Origin of the sequence: Phenylobacterium sp. (assembly GCF_041691455.1) — a bacterium.
Taxonomy (GTDB): domain Bacteria; phylum Pseudomonadota; class Alphaproteobacteria; order Caulobacterales; family Caulobacteraceae; genus Phenylobacterium.
Window position 1 is genome coordinate 103,771 of the sequence record NZ_JBEPUO010000009.1, and the last position, 18,924, is coordinate 122,694.

Here is an 18,924-nt window from a genome sequence, read left to right on the forward strand (position 1 = left end):
ATCAGCGCCGCCAGGCCGCGTCGGGCGCGTTTGGCCGTTCGTCTCCGAAGCGCTCTCGGATCCCGAACATGATCCGCGACTGGATCATCACCAGCCGCGCCCAGTTGCGCCAGTCCATCGGCTTGAGCGACAGGGATTTCATGAGCAGCAGGCGCCCGCGCCGGGGCCACCCCAGTTTCGCGACGCCCCAGCCCAGCCGGCCCAGGTGGGCGCCGATGGTTTCCCGGCTGACGTCGGGCTTGCGCGATAGCCGCTTGATGATTCGAATCTGGGCCTTGGCCCCGCGGCGGCGCAGCATCGAAATACTGTCGTTCTGCAGGTAGCTCATGACCAGGGGTTCGTCGATGAACACGACCTTGGAATTGTAGAACAGCTCGATCCCGAAGGCCCAGTCCTCGCTGTTGACCAGATGGACGTCGAAATAGCCGGCGCGGTCGAAAGCCTTGCGGGTGATCAGCAGGGTCTGGGTGCTGATCAGGTTCTGCGACTGGATGAGCTTCTTGATGACGGCTTCAGCCTGGTCCTCGATCGCGGGAATCAGGCAGACGCGGTGCGGGCCGTAGAGCCCGCTCAGGTCGCGGCCGTAGAGAATCTTCGGGTGGAAGACCGTCACCGCCTCGTCGCCGGCCGCCTGGGCCGCGCGGACCTGGCGCTCAAGCTTGCCCGCCAGCCACTCGTCGTCGCTGTCCTGGAAGGCGATGAACTGGCCCTTCGCCAGCCGCAGGCCGGCGTTGCGCGCGCTCGACGCGCCGCCGTTGACCTCCAGCGGGATGTAGCGGATGCGCGGGTCGCCGATGGCGGCCACGATCTCGGCGGTGTTGTCCTTGGATCCGTCGTCGACGATCAGCAGCTCGAGGTTCTTATAGCTCTGGTCCAGCACGCTCATGATCGCGCGCGGCAGGGTCGCGGCGCGATTGAACGTGGGCAGGATGACGCTGACCAGCCCGTCGGCGTCTTCGACCAGGGCTTCTATCGACATGAAGCGTCTTCCTCGGACCGTTTGGTCCGCCCCCCCTTGCTCGGGATTCCTCCGACCACGCCCGGCATAGGATGCGGCATGACGCGACGCAATCCACATCTCCCGCGATAGGCGATCGCCGGGAACTCCGAAAACGAGCAGTTCGGCGTCAGATGAGCCTCCACTAGCCGGCCGCCCAGCGCGGAACGCCGCGGCGGTTGAAAAGGCCCGCCGCCCACCCTTGCAGGCCATAGGCGAACTGACGCCAGGCGCCGCGCTTGGCGCAACGGACCAGAGCGACGCCGAGGGCGGTCAGGAGCGTCACGGGGACGAGCGCAGGGAAACAGTCTCGGGTCAAAAGGATGCGGTTGCGCTCCCCCAGATAGATCGAGAGCCGCGAACTGGCCTTGAGGTCGGCCGAGGCGCCCGTGCTCGTGCCCTGCTTGTGCAGCACGACGCCCTGCGGCGCGAATCCCAGCCGCATCCCGCGCTTCAGCCCGCGCAGGCACCATTCGACCTCCTCGCAGTAGAGGAAATAGTCCTCGCGCATCGGTCCGGTGGCTTCAAGGAACTCGCGCCCGATCAGCATCGAGGCGCCGTTCAGGTAGTTTTGCGTGCGCTCGATCCGCCCGGCGTCGACGTCGGCGGCCGTGGCGTCGCCGTAGCCCAGCGAAACCGCCCGGGCCAGCCACCGCTGCCACAGGCCGCCATAGGACTGCACCCGGCCGTCGCCCAGCTGGATCGTGCCGCCAACCGCCTGGCAATCGCCGCGGGCCAGGCGCTCGACCAGGGCCGACAGGGCGTCGGGGTCGGGCTGTGTGTCGGGGTTCAGGACCCACCAGGCGGCGGCGTCGGGAGCGCGGCGCATGCAGACATTCACGCCGCCAGCGAAACCGAGGTTGGACGGCGCGCAGATCAGCTGCACAGGCTGGCCGGACGGCAGGTGGGCCGGCGTCCTGGCCTTTAGCTCTGCGAAGGCTGCCTCGCCGCCGTTTTCGCAGATCACCACCTCGAAATCGCGATGGCGGGCTTGCGCCAGGGCCGCGAGGCAGTCCTCGACATCCCCCGGATTGCGGAAACTCACGATGGCGATGGCGACATGCAGCGACATCCTCAAGCCCCCGAGAACAGCAGGCGCAGGGAATCGCCGAATCGCCAGAAGCGAAGCCGGAAGAGCACGCTGATCGCGGCCAGACGCTGACTCGCCGAGTTCAAATCAGGACTGGCCAGGACCTTCGCCGTATGGACCACCGCCGACGCCGGAAGCAGCAGCGTCCAGGCAAGCCATCGCAGGCGCCGCGCCGGTTCGCCGGCGGAAAGGCCCCAAGTCTCGGCGTTGATCCGCTTCCACTTCCCGACGAGCTCCGCCCATGAGCGTCGGGCGGGGTGCCCTACGACCGCGAGCGGGGCGTAGCCGAGCGAGAAGCCCGTGGCTTGGGCGCGCCGCGACCATTCGACGTCCTCGGAAACCCCGGTCTTGAAACCGCCTGCCCGGTCGAACAGCGTCCGCGGACAGAAGAGGTTGGCGGTCACCGTGAAATGCTGGCGCTCGACATAGGCCCTGTTGTTGAAGGCGAAGACCCGCTCGAAGGCCTCGGCCGGCGTCAGCTGGGCCGGGTCGGCCACCAGCACACGGATGCGGCCGCCCACAAAGTCGAAGGACTGCAGGCTCCGGACGCCCTCTTCGATCCATGCCGGCTCCGCGACGCAGTCGGAATCGATGAACGCCAGCACCTCGCCACTCGCGGCGGCGACGCCGCCGTTGCGGGCGGGACCGGCGCCCTTTTCGGGGACGACGACCAGATGGGCGCGCTCGGCGATCACCGCCTCGACGGCGGAAGCGCCCTCGGGCGAGGCGTTATCGGCCACGATCACCTCGAACCGGTCCTTCGGGTAGGTTTGCCGGCCGAGTGACGCCAGGCACAGCGCCAAGCCGTCCAGGTCGTGATAGTGGGGAACGATCACGCTCACCTTCGGGGTACTGGCTCGCACGGCCGTCATGAAAGAGAGCTCGCTTCCTCGTTGGGCCAGCTCTAGCCGCCGGACGTTGCCTTGACCTTACCGCAGGAAAAATCGTTGTCCGAGGGTCGCAGAGGGCGAGCCGAGGGGCCATCTGATGCGTTACCTATCGGGCGTTCAACAAATATCCAGGTTCGCCACTTATTAGCCTCGGCCATGAAGCAGTAAGCTTTCTGTGGCGTAAGCTTGACGATGTACCGCCGCGCCGCGGCTGCGATGGAGATACGACGTGGCATTGCCAAAACTCTTCCGCTCGTCAAACAAGCGGAAAGGGCGACCAGCGCCAGCAGACGCCGCGCAGAAACTGCGGCTGGCTCTGCCGGACATGTTCCAGCAGGTCGCGCCCTCGAATTCGTCGGCCGATCTGCCGCGTTTCTCGGCGAGCGCCGCCGACCAGCCGAACCGCCGCGACGATCGATTCGGCGCGGCGCGGATGAAGCTGCGCAACGCCTATACCCCCTCGCAGCCGGTGTTCGATCGCCGGATGTTCGCCGGCCGGCTGGGCGTGCTCAAGGCCGCCATCCGTTCGATCGAGGACCAGCGGCTTCACCTGGTGATCTACGGCGAACGCGGCATCGGCAAGACGTCGCTGCTGCACATGCTGACCTCGGCCGCCCGCGAGGCGCGCTACATCGTCGTCTATTCCTCCTGCGGCGCCGCCTCGAATTTCGACGAGACCTTCCGCGCCGTGGCCGCCGACATCCCGCTGCTGTTCCACAGCGACTACGCGCCGACCACGGCGGAGGCCGAGACCGGCACGTCGCTGGCCAGCCTGCTGCCGTCCCGCAAGGTGCTGCCCCGCCAGTTCGGGGACCTCTGCACGAAGCTGACCGGCACCCGGGTGCTGATCGTGCTCGACGAATTCGACCGGGCCGAGAACATCGAGTTCCGCCGCGACCTCGCCGAACTGATCAAGATCCTGTCCGACCGCTCGGTCCGGGTGCAGCTGGTGATCGCCGGCGTCGCCGCCGACCTGGCCGAACTCGTCGAGCACATCCCGTCGGTTCGCCGCAACATCCTGGCGATACCGGTGCCGCTGATGTCGGTCGACGAGATCGGCGAGCTCGTGGCCAACGGCGAACGCACCAGCGGCGTCACCGTCACCCCGGCGGCCCGCGACCACATCGTCTCCATCTCGGCCGGCTCGCCCTATATCGCCAGCCTGCTCTGCCATCACGCCGCGCTCGATGCGATCGATGACCAGCGGCTGGACGTCGTGCCGGCGGACGTGGCCTCGGCCCTCGAACAGGCGCTGAGCGAGCTCGGCACGCGGATTTCCAAGAACACCATGGGCCAGGTGCGTCGCCTGGTGAACGAGAGCGGCACCGATCTCCTCAGCCTGATCGCTTCGGCGTCCCTGGCCGGCGGCGGCGAGTTCGACGCCGCGATGCTCGACGCCAAGGCGGGCACGGCCACCAAGGCCGCCCGCTGCAAGAGCATTGTCGGCGAGCTGGCGTCCCAGCAGATTCTCATCTCAGAACGCGATGACGGATTCGGGAAGCGCTACGCCTTCATCGAAGACGCCGTGCCGTCCTACCTGTGGTTCCTGGCCGCGCAGCAGACCTTCCGCGAGGAGGACGTGGCGCCCCAGCGGGTCAGGGCCCGCTAGGCGCCGCCTTCCCTGGCCCGCCGGCCCCACGCCGGCTGACGACCGATCGATCAGGCCCCGCCCTCCCAGGCGGGGCCTTTTCCGTTTGGGCGACGAGAGCCGCCGTGGCCGAAGCCGGACCTACGCCGTCCGGCCTGCCTGACATCCTCAGGCCAGGCCCCCTTCCCGCGCGCCGGCGCCGCCCTGCGGCGGCCGTACCGCCGGGTCAGTGACCCCACAGCAGGGCGGAATCAAAAAGGGCTCCCCGGACCTCGCGGTCCGGGGAGCCCCCTGAATTCAGAACGTTTGGGTGCGGCTAGTGGAAGACCCAGTCGGTGGAGACCAGCGAGCTCACGCCCACCAGCTTGGCGACCGCCACGAACCCGCCCGCGCCGGTCGGGCCGTCCGCGTCGACGTAGACGGTGGTGCCCGTGGCGTCCGACGTGAACTTCACCCACTGGTCGGCCAGGGGGTTGGTGCCCTGGTAGTTTCCGAGCAGCGTGTGGAGGTCCAGGGTGTCCTGGCCGTGCGTGAAGTCGGTGATCTGATCGACGGAGGTCGGCGTCTTCGAGAAGTAGAAGGTGTCGTTGCCGGCCCCGCCCGTCATCGTGTCGACGCCCCCGGTCGAGACCAGGATGTCGTTGCCGGCGCCGCCGTTCAGGACAGACTGCACGCCGTTGCCGGTGAGCTTGTTGTCCAGGGCGTTGCCGATCGCCGTCTGCGCCGATGTGCCGGTCAGGACCAGGTTCTCGACGTTGGCCTGCAGGGTGTAGCTGGTGAGCGCGGTCCGGATCGTGTCGACGCCGGCGTTGAGCGCCTCGGTCACCACATCACCGGTGCTGTCGACGGTGTAGACGTCGTCGCCGAAGCCGCCGGACATGGTGTCCGCGCCGCCCTGGCCGTCGAGCGTGTCATCCCCGGCGCCGCCGGTGAGCACGTTGCCGGCCGAGGTCCCGGTCAGCGTCAGGCCGGTGTGTTGCGCCAGCCAGGCGTTGACAGCCGAGGCGTTGGTCGGCGCGGTCGAGCTGATCGTGGTGTTGTCGCTGGCGGCATAGTTAGGGTTCGCCATCCCGCCGTCGAGGACGTTCTGGACGGACTGGGTGGTGTTGTGGACCACGCTCACGTCCGAGCTTTGGCCGCGCACCACGATCCAGGAGTCCATGTCGGAATAGCCCTGAACGAAGTTGTTCTCGATCAGGCCCTTGGCCGTCGTGGACAGCGAGATCCCGTTGTACATCGTGCCGGTCAGGGCGTTGCCCGTGATGGTGATGTTGTCGGTGCTCTCGACGAAGATGCCCTGGATCACTGCGCCGGTCCCGCGGGTGATGACATTGTCGCTGACGAGAATGTCGACCCCAGGCGCGCCGTTGGCGCCGCCCCAGAACTGGATGGCGTCCGGGTGGTCGCCGGGGTTCGGGGTGAAGTTGGTGATGTGGTTGCCCGAGATCACCATGTGGGACGATCCGCCGCCGAAGATCCCGTCGGTGGCCAGGTCGTGCAGGTTGTTGTTGGAGATCGTCACGTCGTCGCTGTTGTAGTGACCGATGCCCGAACCGAGGCCGCTGACGTCCGAGCCGGTGACCGACACGCCGGTGCTGTCGCGGACGAAGTAACCCAGACCGCCGGCGCCGGCGCCGGCGCCGTGGACGTTCACCGCCGAGAAGGCGACATTGGCGGAGCTCATCACGTTCACGGCCGTGGCGCCGGCCAGAGCCGAGACGGTCATGTTGCTGAACGAGACGCCCGAGACGCTGTTCAGCGTTACGCCGCTGAGCACCGCTTGGTGGGCGCTATCCGCCGAGGTGATGGAGACCGTGCCGTCAAAGTGGAGGGCGTACAGCGAGACCGCCGAATAGTTGCCGGCCGCCAGTTGGATTGTGTCTCCGGCGTGCGCCGTCTTCAGGGCGGCCATCAGGCCGTCGGTGCTGGACACCAGGGTCGTGTGGCCGCCGGCCGGAGCGGCTGGCGGGGCGGTGACGACCGGGGGGGGGGCCGTGACGACCACCGGGGGCGGGGTGACGACCGGCGGAACCACGACCGGCGGCGTGGACACGCCGTAGGTGTTGTTGGTGATCGTGACGTGGTTGGCGGTGTTGTCCTGCCACATCTGGATCACGTCCGAGTGGTCGGCGACGCTCGCCTTGCCGTCCACGAACGCGTTCCCGGAAATCGTCTCCTGGGTGTTTGCGGTGCCGCGGATGGCCCCGCTCGCGATGTCGTGGAAGGTGTTGCCGGTGACCACCATGTTCTGGGTGGTGACCTCGTTGATGCCGGTGCCCAGCTTGCCGATGTCGGAGTGGGTGACGCCGATGGTCGCGCTGTCGCGGATCATCATCGCGTTGCCGACCGCGCCGCTGCCATCCATTTTGGTGGAGTCGAAGGCGATGTCGTGCGAGTTCGAAATGGTCACGGCCGTGCCGCTGCCGGCGGTGAACTCGATGTGATTGAACGCCAGACCCGAGTCGTTGGTCAGGGTCAGATTGCTCATGACCGCCTGGTGGGCGGCGTCGGCCGACTGGATGGTGACGGCGCCGTTGAAGTTGAAGCCGGTCACCGCGGCGCCGTTGTAGGTTCCGGCCGTCAGCAGGATGGTGTCGCCGGCGTGGGCGGCCTTCAGCGCGGTCACCAGGGCCGCGGAACTCGACACGGTCACCGAACCGGCGACAGGCGTCGTGGGCGTGGTGACGACCGGCGGGGTCACAACCACCGGCGGAGGCACCACGACGGGCGGCGCAACCACCACCGGCGGCACGACGACGACGGGCGGAACCACGACCGGCGGCGGAGCCACGCCATAGGTGTTGCTGCCGATCGTCACGTGGCTGGCGGTGTTGTCCTGCCACAGCTGGATGACGTCGGAATGGTCGGCGACGGTCGTCTTGCCGTCGACGAAAGCGTTCCCGGTGATCGTCTCCTGGGTGGCGCCCGTGCCGCGGATGGCGCCGGCCTGAATGTCGTGGAAGGTGTTGTTGGTGACAGTGAGGTTCGAGCTGTTGATCTCGTTGATACCGGTGCCCAGCTTGCCGATGTCCGAGTGGGTGACGCTCACGCCGGAGCTGTCACGGATCATCATGCCGTTGCCGCCGGCCACGCCGCCGCCGTCCATCTTGACGGAGTCGAAGGACACGTTTTGCGAGCTATACATCGTCACGGCCGTGCCGCCGAGCGCCACAAACTCGATATGATTGAACGCGAGGCCTGAACTGTTGGTCATGGTCAGGCCGTTGATCACGGCCTGATGGGCGGGATCGGCCGACTGCACGGTGACCGTGCCGGTGTAGTTGAACCCCGTCAGCCCAATGGCGCTGTAGGTTCCGGGGGCCAGCAGGACGGTGTCCCCAGCGTGGGCGGCCTTCAAGGCTGCCCAGAGCCCGTCGGTATTGCTGACAGTAGTGATCACAACGCATCTCCAAGTGTTCTGTGGCAACAATGCTTTGCTGCAAAGTCGCCGATGCCCTATTTGGACAATGGAACAGCATGGATTTCGACCTCGTTAAGGTATTAAGTTAATATAAATAAACATTTACATTTTGTATACTTTACATCTTCATCTGGCGTTTCCTCTATTGCATAGAACTTGGGCACACATCGTTGTTCAGCCGAAAACGACCCGTCGAAGGGCTCGCTTTGACTTAGATCGATGAGTCTTGTGGATTCGCGCCCGCGGGTCGTCGCTCGAAGTGGCCGCCCCCGCAGCACTAACGGGGATAGCTACCGACCGACTCACCTAAGTGCGAGGCGTCCGAATGACGCACTTGCAGGAAGGATGCGCCGACGCCCGTCGGGGGGCCGCGCGCCGCATGAAGGTCGAGCGCCGACGCCCCCCGCCAACGGCCTGTCTGTCGCCGCGCGCGAGGCCGGCCTGCGGGGCCGGTCCGGCTTTCTTGACACCCCTGACAGGGCAGGGCTATCGAACCCCAACTCCGCAAGACTTGAAGAGGGTGACCATTGTCCTTGTCGCGAGACGAAATTCTGTCCTCGATCACTGAGATCATGAGGGACGTGTTCGATATAGACGATCTCGAAGTCTCTCTCGAAACTAGCGCCGAGGACGTCGAGGAGTGGGACAGCCTCAGTCATATCCGGTTGATCGTCGCGGTGGAGCGCAAATTCGGCTTCAAATTCAAGAACTCGGAAATCGAGTCACTCAAGAACGTGGGCGAGCTCGTCAACCTGGTTGCAACAAAGGTCGGATAGGGCTGGTAGGGGTTTCTACTTAGGGTGCCTTCTATGTTGCGCGATCTGCCTTGGCTGCCGGCGCCGGGCCCCTCCTTCCGGGACGACCTTCGCCAGCTGCAGGCCGAGATCGCGGCGGCGCCCGGACAGGACTTCGCGCAACGGGTCATTGCCCTGGCCACGGCGGCGCTGGACGACACGCAGCTTTCGAAACTGGCCCGCCTTTCCGCGGCCATCGCGGCGCACCCCGAGGCGATCCCTGGGCTCGACCGGGTCAAACTGGGCGTCCTGGGCGATGGCACCCTGACCCTGCTCGGCCCGGCGATCTCCGGCTCGGCCTTGCGCCACGGCGCCGCGATCGAGATCGTCGAGGGCGACTACAGCCGCGCGCTGCAGGAGGCGACGGACCCGGACAGTCCGCTGCGCACCGCCAATCTGGACATGGCCCTGGTGGTCAGCGACGCCCGGCTGCTGGGCCTGGACCGCGCGGCGGCCGCGCCCGACGAGGCCGAGGCCAAGGTGTCCAACGCCTTCGAGCGGCTGAAGCGTATCGTCGAGGGGCTGCGGCCCGCCGTGCGTTCCGCGATCCTGGTGCAGACCGTCGCCGCGCCGCTCGAGACCCTGTTCGGCAGCTTCGACCGGGTCGAGGCCGGCTCTCCGTTCGCCATGGTCGAGACCTTTAACCGCCGCCTCGCCGAATGGGCCGCCTCCGGCGCCGTCGTGCTCACCGACATCGCCCGCCTGGCCGGGTCCGTCGGACTGGAGACCTGGGACGAGCCACGGCACTGGCATGCCTCGAAGCTCGGCTTCTCGCCCGACCTCATCCCGGTCTACGCCGACGTCGTGGCCCGGACCATCGCCGCCGTCCTGGGCCGGACCCGCAAGTGCCTGGTCCTGGACCTCGACAACACGCTGTGGGGCGGGATCATCGGCGACGACGGCCTGACGGGGATTCAGCTCGGCCAGGGATCGGCCTCGGGCGAGGCCTTCATCGCGATCCAGCGGATGGCGCTGGAGCTGCGCGCCCGCGGCGTCGTCCTCGCCGTCTGCTCCAAGAACGAGGAGGATGCGGCCCGCCTGCCCTTCCGCGAACACCCCGACATGCTGATCAAGGAGGACGACATCGCCGTCTTCCAGGCCAACTGGACGGACAAGGCGGCCAATCTGCGCGCCATCGCCGCGGCCCTGAACATCGGTGTCGACGCCCTGGTCTTCCTGGACGACAACCCAGCCGAGCGCGCCCAGGTGCGACGCGAACTGCCGATGGTCGGCATCCCGGAACTGCCCGAGGATCCGGCGCTCTACCCGCGCATGCTGGCCTCCGCCGGCTACTTCGAGGCGGTGGCCTTCTCGCAGGAAGACCGCGACCGCGCCGCCTACTACCAGGGCAACGCCCAGCGCGCCGCCTCCCTGCAGGCCTCCGGCGATATGGACAGCTACCTGGCCTCGCTGGACATGGTCTGCACGATCGGCCCGGTCGACCCGGTATCCCGGCCCAGAGTGGCCCAGCTGATCAACAAGTCGAACCAGTTCAACCTGACGACACGCCGCTACTCGGAAGCCGAGGTCGCCGCGGTCGAGGCCGATCAGCAGCGGCACGCGATCCAGGTGCGCCTGGTGGATGCATTCGGCGACAACGGGATCATCAGCGTGATCATCGCCGATCGCGGGGGCGAGGCCTGGGAGATCGACACCTGGCTGATGAGCTGCCGGGTGCTGGGGCGGCGCGTGGAAGAAGCCATCCTCGCCCACCTCGCCGCGGCCGCCGCGGCTGAGGGCGTCCAGGCGCTGGTCGGGCGCTACATCCCCTCGGCGAAGAACAAGATGGTCGCCCAACACTACGAAAAGCTGGGCTTCGAGCTCACCGAACAACAACCGGACGGCACGGCCGTCTACCGCCTGGCGCTCGCCGGTTATGCGGCGCCCAACTTGCCTATGCGGATCGAGGATCGCGCCCTGGCTGTCCTGGAGATGCAGTCATGAGCGACGAAAAGACCGACGAGTTGCGGGCCTTGCTCGCGGGCCGGCCCGAGACCCTGCAGGTGGTGGACTCGCTCCTCGCCGTCTGGCCCGAACACGCCGCATATCTGCTGAAAAGCTTCTCGCCGCGCACGACGGCCATGCTGGACGCGACCGAGGCTGCCGCCAGTGCGGCCCGCAAGCTGATCGCCGGACAGGAAGCGACCTTCGCCGGGGATTACCGCTGGACCTGTGATCGCCTGCGCGACGAGGAGCTGTTCTTCCACCGCGAAGGCCACTATCGGCTGTCGACCTTCGCCGAGGCCAACGCCGAGGTCTATTCGAACCACGATTACATGGGCCGTTACGTCAACGGCCTGCTGCTGACCCAGCTCCTCTGGTACAATCACGTCGCGACGTTCGAGATGTTCCTGAATTCGGTGCTGCCGAACGCGGACAAGCCCTTCGACTATCTGGAGGTCGGACCGGGACATGGGCTGATGGTCTATTTCGCCGCCCAGTCGCCGCTCTGCCGCACGCTGGAGGCCTGGGACGTCAGCGCGGTGTCCCTGCGTGAAACCCGAGCGGCGCTCAAGACGCTCGGCCTCACCAAGCCGGTGTCACTCGTCGAGACCGACATCCTGCAGACCAAGCGCCCGGACCGGAGGTTCGACCTGATCGTGATTTCCGAGGTGCTGGAGCATCTCGAGGCGCCCGATGTCGCGTTACGCTTCCTGCGCGACTGCATCACCGACGACGGCCGCATCTTCATCAATGTGCCGCTCAACAGCCCCTCGCCCGATCACATCTACCTGCTGTCGACGCCGGAAGAGGTCACCGCCCTGGTCGAGGGCGCCGGGTTCAAGGTCGAGCAGCTGTCCCTGTTCGCGACCCAGGCAAAACGCATCGAGTCCGCCCTGACGAATCGGATCAGCGTCTCGGCCGGCGTCATAGCGCGACCGAATTAGGCGGCGGCGGGGGCTGTGAGCGAAAATCTGCGATCTGGACCGCGCGTGAGACGCGCTGACGGGCCGACGCCGCCGCGTTTCCACGCCCGCAGGTCGGAGACGACCTGAGTGCTGTTCAACTCCTTCCTGTTCATTTTCGGCTTCCTGCCGCTCGCGCTGGTGCTGTTCTACGTGGCGGGGCGGTTCGGCCGCGTCGCCAAGCTGGTCCTGACGCTGCTGTCGCTGGGCTTCTACGCCATGTGGCGGCCGATCCACCTGCCGCTGCTGCTGGGCTCGATCGTCGTCAACTACTTCATGGGCGACCGCATCCAGTCGGCTCTGGCGGCCGGCCGCGAGCGGGCGATGCGTGTGTGGCTGGTGCTGGGCCTCGCCGCCGACCTCACCTTCCTGGGCTGGTTCAAGTACGCGAACTTCGTGGCTGACAATATCAGCGCGGTCACCGGGACGCCGGTCGGCCTCGCAAAGATCGCCCTGCCGCTCGGCATCTCCTTCTTCACCTTCCAGAAGATCGCCTATCTGATCGACTCCTCGCGCGGTGATGCGCGGAAGATGAGTTTCCTCGACTTCTCGCTGTTCGCGTCCTTCTTCCCGCAGCTGATCGCCGGACCGATCGTCCATTACAAGGAGGTCGTCCCGCAGATCCAGAGCCGGCTGTTCGGCAAGCTCATCGGGCGCAACCTGATGGTGGGCCTGGTGATCTTCGCCATGGGCCTCTTCAAGAAGACGGTGCTGGCCGACACCCTGTCGAGCTACGCCAACCCGATGTTCGAGGCCGGCGCGCACGGCCACCCGTTCAGCCTGGCCAGCGGATGGCTTGCCGCCATCACCTTCACTTTCCAGCTCTATTTCGACTTCTCCGGCTATTCGGACATGGCGATCGGGCTTGGCCGCATGCTCGGCGTGAAGCTGCCGTTGAATTTCCACTCGCCGCTGCGCGCGCCCAACATCGCCGACTATTGGCGGCGCTGGCACATGACGCTGCAGCGCTTCATCGTGGCCTATATCTTCCAGCCGCTGTCGCTGCCGCTTAACCGATGGGCGGCGATGCGCGGCCTGAAGGACTGGCCGGCGTTTGCGATCGGCGTCGGCATTCCGGCCTTCGTCACCTTCGTGGCGGTGGGCGCGTGGCACGGCGCCGGCTGGACCTTTGTCGCGTTCGGCGTGATGCACGCCATCTACATCTGCACCAACGAAGCCTGGGGCGAATGGCGCAAGCGCCGGCGCCGGCAACTGAAGAAGCTCGGCCAGGCCCTGGCCGAGCCCGGACCGGCCAGGACGCTCTTCTTCCATGCCCTCACCCTGGTGGCGGTGATCTACGCCAACGTCATGTTCAAGGCGCGCACGGTCGGCGACGCGGTCTTCGTCTGGAAGGGCATGACCGGGCTGAACGGCGCCGGCCTGGCCTCAACCGCCCTCGACTGGGGCCTGGCCGCCAGCCTCCTGGTCAGCGTCGGGCTGGTCTTCCTGGCGCCCAATACGCAGCAGATCATGGGCCGCTTCGATCCGGCCTATAATTGGCGGGAGTGGCGCGCCGTGGCGAAATCGCCGATCCAGTGGACCTGGAAGCCGAACGCCGCGGGCCTGCTGTTCGCCGGGGTGACACTGTTCCTCGGCGTCATGTTCATCCAAAGGGGGAAGGCCATCTTCCTCTATTTCAACTTCTGACCGCCATGACACGACTTCACCCCTTGCGGACCTTCGTCGCCATCCTGGGCGTCGCCGTGGCCGCAGCCGTCGCGGTCTGCCTCCTCCCGACGAACCGGTATCAGCAGTGGCAACTGCTGGATGGCACGATCCACGGCCGGTCGCGCTGGATCTACGAGCGTATCCACTTCGACCCGCGGCCCATTGACGTGGCGATCGTCGGGCCATCGCGCACGGCCCGCGGGGTCGACGCCGAACGCTTACAGGCAGCGCTCACACGGCTCGGTACTCCCGCGCGGGTGGTCAATTTCGCCCTGCCGGAAGGGGGGCGGAACACCAATGACGTGATCACCGAGGAGATGCTGTCGGCGAAGACGCCCCGGCTGCTGATCATCGGGGTGATCGAGAAGCCGTCCCGCTTCGGGCACCCCGCCTACAAGTACCTCGCGCCGCGGTCCCTCCTGATCAATCCGGGATACCTCACGAACATCAAATACCTGCAGGATCTGATCTACCTGCCCTATCGACAGATGCGGCTCTTCGCGGCGGACGTGGCGCCCGGAGCGGCCGGCCTTACGAAGACCTTCGACGCCAAGGCCTACGATCCCGATCCAGCGGGTCCAGTGCGATTCCGGCTGGACAGCGGCGTCGTGCGCGGCGCGAACGAGGCGGCGCCGCCTGCGGAACTGGCGGCCGGCGTCAGGGACCTGGAGGCCGGGACGCGACCGCCCATCCTGCCGCGGCGCTGGGCCGATTTGGAATTCGGAGACGATCGCTACTACGTCCGGCGCATGGTGGCCGCCGCGCAGAAGAAGGGCGTCAAGGTCGCCTTCCTCTTCCTGCCCTACTACACCGGCCCGACCACGATCCAGGAAGAGCCGCTCTACCGGCAGTCTGGCCCGGTCTGGAACGCCGGGTTTCTCGCGTCGCACGCAGAGCTCTATTCGGACTACGCACACCTGACGACGAGCGGCGCCAATCTCCTGACCGACTGGACCGCGCCGCTGGTCGCAAGCGCGCTCGCCGCGCCGGAGCCGAAACGATGATCCAGACGCGCCTGCTGCACCACGTCGGCATCGTGCAGCCGTCGGAGGAAGACGCCCTTGCGCTGATGGGCCTGCTCGGCCTCGAGGAGGACTACCGCGGCTTCGTCCCGCAATGGTCGGCGCTGTGCATCTTCACCAAGGCCGCCGGCGCGTCGCCCATCGAGTTCGTCATTCCAGACGGCGGGCCGCTGGAGCGGTTCAACAAAGGGGCCGGCGGTCTGCACCACATCGCCCTGCAGGTGCCAAGCCTCGTCGAGCTGGCCGCCGCCCTGGAGCGCGAGGACATGAAGCTGCTCGAGGCCGAGCACGTGAAGGGCGCGGGAAACTTCCTCTGCAACTTCCTGAGCCCGATCTACACGCGCGGGATCACCATCGAGTTCGTCGAGCTGCTGTCCTAGCGGCGCTTAAACGTCGGAGGCGGCGTCGGCCGGCGCCTCGGCGCGGGGGGTCCGGGCGCGCGGCGCGCTCAGCGGATCGAGCAACTGGCCTACGAACGACGGCGCCACAGGCTCGTCCACCCCATAGACCGGCGGCCAGTGGCTGGGCGCGTGATGCGTGCCGAACAGCCGGTCGACGACCGGCAGCAGGGCCGCGTAGTTGTGGTCGCGGTTTTCGTCATTGGTGTGGTGCCAATGGTGGAAGTGCGGCGTCGCCACCAGCCATTCCAGCGGCCCGAAGCGCCAGTTCAGATTGCCGTGCACGAAGAAGGCCCAGGCGGTGCCCGCGAGCGTGACGATAAGCGGCAGGAGCTGACCCTCGCCGCGCGGGGTCGCCAGGCTCAGCGCATAGAGCGGCGCCAGGCCGCAGAGCCGGGTGAAGACCACGTCCACCGGATGGGCGCGGGTGTTGACCAGCCAATCCATGGATTCCGGGCTGTGGTGCACCTTGTGGAAGCGCCACAGGAACGGGGTCTGGTGGCTCAGGCGGTGACCCCAATAGGCGCCCACCTCGCTCACCAGAATCCCGATCAGGATCTTGGCGCCCAGCGGCAGGCTGGCGATCGCGTCGGTATAGGCCTGCGGCGTGACCCGCTGAACGACCGCGGTGATCAGTGAAATCGGGATGGCCAGCACCAGCGCCGGCGCCAGGCCGTTCAGGAAATAGTAGGCGAGATCGCTCGCGAGCGTCCGCGCGCGCACCCGAGTGGGGTGGAGCGCGAAGAAACGCTCGAGCGGCAGGAAGACGACCGTCAGGATCACCAGCCAGAGCGTGAGGCTGGCGGCCTGCATTCCAAGGGCGATGAGGTGCTGCACGATGTGGGAGACCATACGCCGCTACCACTTCCGAAAAATAAAAAGGGGAGCAGCTCGCGCCGCTCCCCTCTTCAGCCCGGCGGTGAGCCGAGCAAACACTAGCTTGTCGCTTAGGCGGCGACGAGCGTCTGGCGGCGGCGACGGATCATCGCACCGATGCCGCCGAAACCGACGAGCATCATCGCCCAGGTGGCCGGTTCCGGCACCGTCAGCGACACGCCGTCAAGCGCGGCCATCGGCGGCAGACCGTTCGGCGTCCCGATGGACAGGAACGTCAGGGTCTGGGTCGCCTGAGTCGCCGTGAAGAACATCGTGGCGGTTTGCCAGCCGGAGAACCCGCCGCTCGCAATGTTCAGCACCGCAGTGTTGATCGTCTGACCGCCGAAGGTGACCGCGAACTGTTCGGTCGTGGCGCCGCTACGGTTGGCCAGCTGGCCCGCGGCCCAATCGAAGGTCAGGGTATAGACCTTGCCGATTTCCAGGTTGTTCAGCGTCTGGGAAATCGACCCACGCACGTCAGCGTCGCCGTCGATGGCGACGAAAGCGCCGCCGTCCGGGCTCGCCGCGTTGAACGAGTCGTAGAACCGTTCGCCGCCACCGTATTGGCTGCTCGCCGGCGTTTGCGGCGACGTGCCTTCATACAGTTGATAGCCGCTGCCGCCGGTCCAGCCGGTGACGCCTTGGCCGCCGAAGCCCGTGCCGAACTGGTCGTTGGTGCCAGCGGCGTAGGTCGAGCTCGAGAAGCTGCCGTTCGTGATAAGATTGGTCGACGCGTGAGCGACCGAACCGATGGCGAGAGCCATCGACGCCGCCAAAGCAACCGACGAGAGAAGTTTCATTCGCATGTTGAGCACCCCAATTTCAGCCTGATCTATCCAATTAACTCGGACATAACCATAGCGAAAACAGACCGGCAAACGAATTCCCCTCATGAGGGAAGTCTTGAATTCTGGAGGTCGGGTTCTCGACGCGCCGCGGCGGCGCCGTTCCTTGGTGACCCCCGGCAACGCGGGCTTGCCGAACGCGATTTCTGTTAACCGCATAGGAAAGCGGTGTCCAGTATCGGCAATCGGGGGTTGCACGGACAAAACCCTTCACAGTTCGGACCGCACGTGGCGCTCGCAGGCGTTCCAGCTCGGCATGGGCCCGACGGCCTGCCGCCGGCAGGCTCTCACGCGGGCGATGAAGGCGTCGGCGCTGACATGACTATGACGCTGCTCCGCGAGGATCATCTGGCGTCCCGCTCGGAGGACGAGCAGGAAGGCGATGGCCACGAGGACGGCGAGACACCAGCCGACGACGCTGCAGAAGAGCAAGAGCCGCGAACGGATCTGGATGGGCGCCGCCGCCCCAACTCCCGGTGCTGGCGTCATTCGTGTCCGGTCCTCGCGGTCGCCGCGGTCCCTAGGGCGATTTGGTCAGTAAGCGCGTGGGTCGCGGAAGATGAGCGGCACGGTGCGCGCGAGGATGGCGAGGTCGAGGGCCGGGGACCAGGCGTCGATGTAGCTGTTGTCGGCCGCTACCCGGTCGCTCATGCAGCGGGTGTCGTGGATCTCGCCGCGGAAGCCGTTGACCTGGGCGTAGCCGGTCAGGCCGGGCTTGGCCCGGAAGCGGGCCGCATAGGTGGGGATCAGGGCGCCGTAGTACTCATCGTGCGCGAGCGCGTGCGGCCGGGGCCCGACGATCGACATGTCGCCCTTCAGGACGTTCCAGAGCTGCGGCAGCTCGTCGATGGAGAGCTTGCGCAGCAAGGCCCCCACCTCGGTGACCCGCGCGTCGTTCTTGGTGGCGTGGCGGACTTTGTCGCAGTCCTCGGTCACCGTCATGGTGCGGAACTTCAGGATCGTGAACACCTGGCCCCGGTAGCCGGTCCGACGCTGGCGGAAGATCGCCGAGCCCGGCGACTCGATCTTGATCGCCCACATCACCACCAGCAGAAGCGGCAGGAACAGGAGCAGCCCAGACCCCGCCGCCACAATGTCGAACAGACGCTTCAAAGGATGGATCGCGACGCTGGACGGCGAGGCCGGCGACTGGAGTCGGAAATCCGCTGTCGCGCTGTAGAGTTCGGCCGACTGGTCGTCGGGCATGTTCGCAGCGTCGAACACCTGAAGCCACCCTACAAAGATCCGTGCGAGGATTCCGAGCACCGCACGGAAGCCAGCTTCACCGCTGGCGACCAGCGTCTAAAAGCCCGTCGCGGGCCGCGCCGTCAATAAACAATTCATTATATCTGGGCGTTTCCGCAGGTGTATCGCGCGTAATACCAACTCGCAGGCGCATTATTCGCTTGCCAGGCGATTTGGTCAGTAAGCGCGTGGGTCGCGGAAGATGAGCGGCACGGTGCGCGCGAGGATGGCGAGGTCGAGGGCCGGGGACCAGGCGTCGATGTAGCTGTTGTCGGCCGCTACCCGGTCGCTCATGCAGCGGGTGTCGTGGATCTCGCCGCGGAAGCCGTTGACCTGGGCGTAGCCGGTCAGGCCGGGCTTGGCCCGGAAGCGGGCCGCATAGGTGGGGATCAGGGCGCCGTAGTACTCATCGTGCGCGAGCGCGTGCGGCCGGGGCCCGACGATCGACATGTCGCCCTTCAGGACGTTCCAGAGCTGCGGCAGCTCGTCGATGGAGAGCTTGCGCAGCAAGGCCCCCACCTCGGTGACCCGCGCGTCGTTCTTGGTGGCGTGGCGGACTTTGTCGCAGTCCTCGGTCACCGTCATGGTGCGGAACTTCAGGATCGTGAACACCTGGCCCCGGTAGCCGGTCCGACGCTGGCGGAAGATCGCCGAGCCCGGCGACTCGATCTTGATCGCCCACATCACCACCAGCAGAAGCGGCAGGAACAGGAGCAGCCCAGACCCCGCCGCCACAATGTCGAACAGACGCTTCAAAGGATGGATCGCGACGGGGTGGACCGCAGGATGGGGGATCGCCGACAGTTGCCGCCTCGCCCGATCGCCTTCGCTCGCCAGCACGCTCACGACCTGCCCCCTGCCCCTTCCCGACACACCGAGCGTGGTTTGCGAACGTCGTTAACCCGACATTTGCCACTCATCCGCACGATCTCTTAAGCCAACCCGTCGTTCTATGGGACACGCGCCCCGATGGGCGGGCCTGGAGCAAGAGCGATGCCAGCGGACGTCTCGTTCGACAACGTCAGCCCGAGCAGCCTCTCGATCGAGACGACGTCGACGCGTCGTCTGCCCCTCGGGATCGGCCTGGTCATCGCGGCTTGCGCCTCGGTCGGCCTGTGGGTCGCCGTGGCGGCCGCGATCCGCGCTTTCTTCTTCTAGGACCCCGTCGGCCCCAGCCATTCCCG

Annotated in this window: 17 protein-coding genes; 8 read left to right on the forward strand and 9 right to left on the reverse strand. The window is 66.6% G+C overall.

All coding sequences use genetic code 11. The annotated features are described in order from the left end of the window. Position 1: 1 nt before the first annotated feature. From ACESMY_RS13425 to ACESMY_RS13435, 3 genes are all read right to left on the reverse strand, one after another. Positions 2 to 979 (reverse strand): glycosyltransferase family 2 protein, encoded by a 978-nt coding sequence (locus ACESMY_RS13425; protein ID WP_372785102.1) that lies wholly within the window; start codon positions 977 to 979, stop codon positions 2 to 4. Positions 980 to 1,142: 163 nt separating this feature from the next. Next, positions 1,143 to 2,069, reverse strand: coding sequence for a glycosyltransferase family 2 protein (locus ACESMY_RS13430; protein ID WP_372785103.1), 927 nt, complete (start codon positions 2,067 to 2,069; stop codon positions 1,143 to 1,145). A 2-nt stretch (positions 2,070 to 2,071) separates the two neighbouring features. After that, positions 2,072 to 2,959 (reverse strand): glycosyltransferase family 2 protein, encoded by an 888-nt coding sequence (locus ACESMY_RS13435; RefSeq protein ID WP_372785104.1) that lies wholly within the window; start codon positions 2,957 to 2,959, stop codon positions 2,072 to 2,074. Positions 2,960 to 3,302: 343 nt separating this feature from the next. Here ACESMY_RS13435 and ACESMY_RS13440 point away from each other — a divergent pair, with 343 nt between their 5' ends. Continuing rightward, positions 3,303 to 4,586 (forward strand): ATP-binding protein, encoded by a 1,284-nt coding sequence (locus tag ACESMY_RS13440; protein ID WP_372785105.1) that lies wholly within the window; start codon positions 3,303 to 3,305, stop codon positions 4,584 to 4,586. A gap of 295 nt (positions 4,587 to 4,881) precedes the next feature. Here the strand turns inward: ACESMY_RS13440 and ACESMY_RS13445 are convergent, their stop codons facing one another. Continuing rightward, on the reverse strand, positions 4,882 to 7,965 hold the full coding sequence (locus ACESMY_RS13445) for a NosD domain-containing protein (RefSeq protein WP_372785106.1): 3,084 nt from the start codon (positions 7,963 to 7,965) through the stop codon (positions 4,882 to 4,884). A 593-nt stretch (positions 7,966 to 8,558) separates the two neighbouring features. On the opposite strand from ACESMY_RS13445, the gene ACESMY_RS13450 reads away from it, so the two are divergent. From ACESMY_RS13450 to ACESMY_RS13475, 6 genes are all read left to right on the forward strand, one after another. After that, positions 8,559 to 8,762: an acyl carrier protein gene (locus ACESMY_RS13450; protein ID WP_372785107.1), complete on the forward strand. Its 204-nt coding sequence runs from the start codon at positions 8,559 to 8,561 to the stop codon at positions 8,760 to 8,762. 33 nt (positions 8,763 to 8,795) lie between these two features. Beyond that, on the forward strand, positions 8,796 to 10,724 hold the full coding sequence (locus tag ACESMY_RS13455; protein ID WP_372785108.1) for an HAD-IIIC family phosphatase: 1,929 nt from the start codon (positions 8,796 to 8,798) through the stop codon (positions 10,722 to 10,724). Continuing rightward, the gene (locus ACESMY_RS13460; protein WP_372785109.1) at positions 10,721 to 11,668 is read left to right on the forward strand and encodes a class I SAM-dependent methyltransferase; all 948 of its coding nucleotides are present in this window, start codon (positions 10,721 to 10,723) and stop codon (positions 11,666 to 11,668) included. The genes ACESMY_RS13455 and ACESMY_RS13460 overlap by 4 nt, the downstream gene beginning before the upstream one ends. A 108-nt stretch (positions 11,669 to 11,776) precedes the next feature. Next, positions 11,777 to 13,333, forward strand: coding sequence for an MBOAT family protein (locus tag ACESMY_RS13465; protein WP_372785111.1), 1,557 nt, complete (start codon positions 11,777 to 11,779; stop codon positions 13,331 to 13,333). 56 nt (positions 13,334 to 13,389) lie between these two features. Then, complete coding sequence (locus ACESMY_RS13470) at positions 13,390 to 14,358, forward strand: hypothetical protein (protein ID WP_372785112.1); 969 nt, start codon at positions 13,390 to 13,392, stop codon at positions 14,356 to 14,358. Beyond that, entirely contained in the window at positions 14,355 to 14,756 is a 402-nt protein-coding gene (locus ACESMY_RS13475) for a VOC family protein (RefSeq protein WP_372785113.1), read from the forward strand. Before ACESMY_RS13470 ends, ACESMY_RS13475 begins: the two co-directional genes overlap by 4 nt. A 6-nt stretch (positions 14,757 to 14,762) precedes the next feature. Here ACESMY_RS13475 and ACESMY_RS13480 read toward each other — a convergent pair whose 3' ends face one another. The 5 genes from ACESMY_RS13480 to ACESMY_RS13500 form a co-directional block, all read right to left on the reverse strand. After that, positions 14,763 to 15,626: a sterol desaturase family protein gene (locus tag ACESMY_RS13480; RefSeq protein ID WP_372785114.1), complete on the reverse strand. Its 864-nt coding sequence runs from the start codon at positions 15,624 to 15,626 to the stop codon at positions 14,763 to 14,765. Positions 15,627 to 15,721: 95 nt separating this feature from the next. Continuing rightward, positions 15,722 to 16,654 (reverse strand): PEPxxWA-CTERM sorting domain-containing protein, encoded by a 933-nt coding sequence (locus tag ACESMY_RS13485; RefSeq protein ID WP_372785115.1) that lies wholly within the window; start codon positions 16,652 to 16,654, stop codon positions 15,722 to 15,724. Between the two features lie 51 nt (positions 16,655 to 16,705). Next, positions 16,706 to 16,984, reverse strand: a complete 279-nt coding sequence (locus tag ACESMY_RS13490) for a hypothetical protein (RefSeq protein ID WP_372785116.1) — start codon at positions 16,982 to 16,984, stop codon at positions 16,706 to 16,708. 45 nt (positions 16,985 to 17,029) lie between these two features. Continuing rightward, complete coding sequence (locus ACESMY_RS13495; RefSeq protein ID WP_372785117.1) at positions 17,030 to 17,719, reverse strand: sugar transferase; 690 nt, start codon at positions 17,717 to 17,719, stop codon at positions 17,030 to 17,032. Positions 17,720 to 17,917: 198 nt separating this feature from the next. Continuing rightward, positions 17,918 to 18,496: a sugar transferase gene (locus tag ACESMY_RS13500; protein ID WP_372785118.1), complete on the reverse strand. Its 579-nt coding sequence runs from the start codon at positions 18,494 to 18,496 to the stop codon at positions 17,918 to 17,920. A gap of 237 nt (positions 18,497 to 18,733) precedes the next feature. Between ACESMY_RS13500 and ACESMY_RS13505 the strand changes: the two genes are divergently transcribed. After that, complete coding sequence (locus ACESMY_RS13505; protein WP_372785119.1) at positions 18,734 to 18,898, forward strand: hypothetical protein; 165 nt, start codon at positions 18,734 to 18,736, stop codon at positions 18,896 to 18,898. Positions 18,899 to 18,924: the final 26 nt, after the last annotated feature.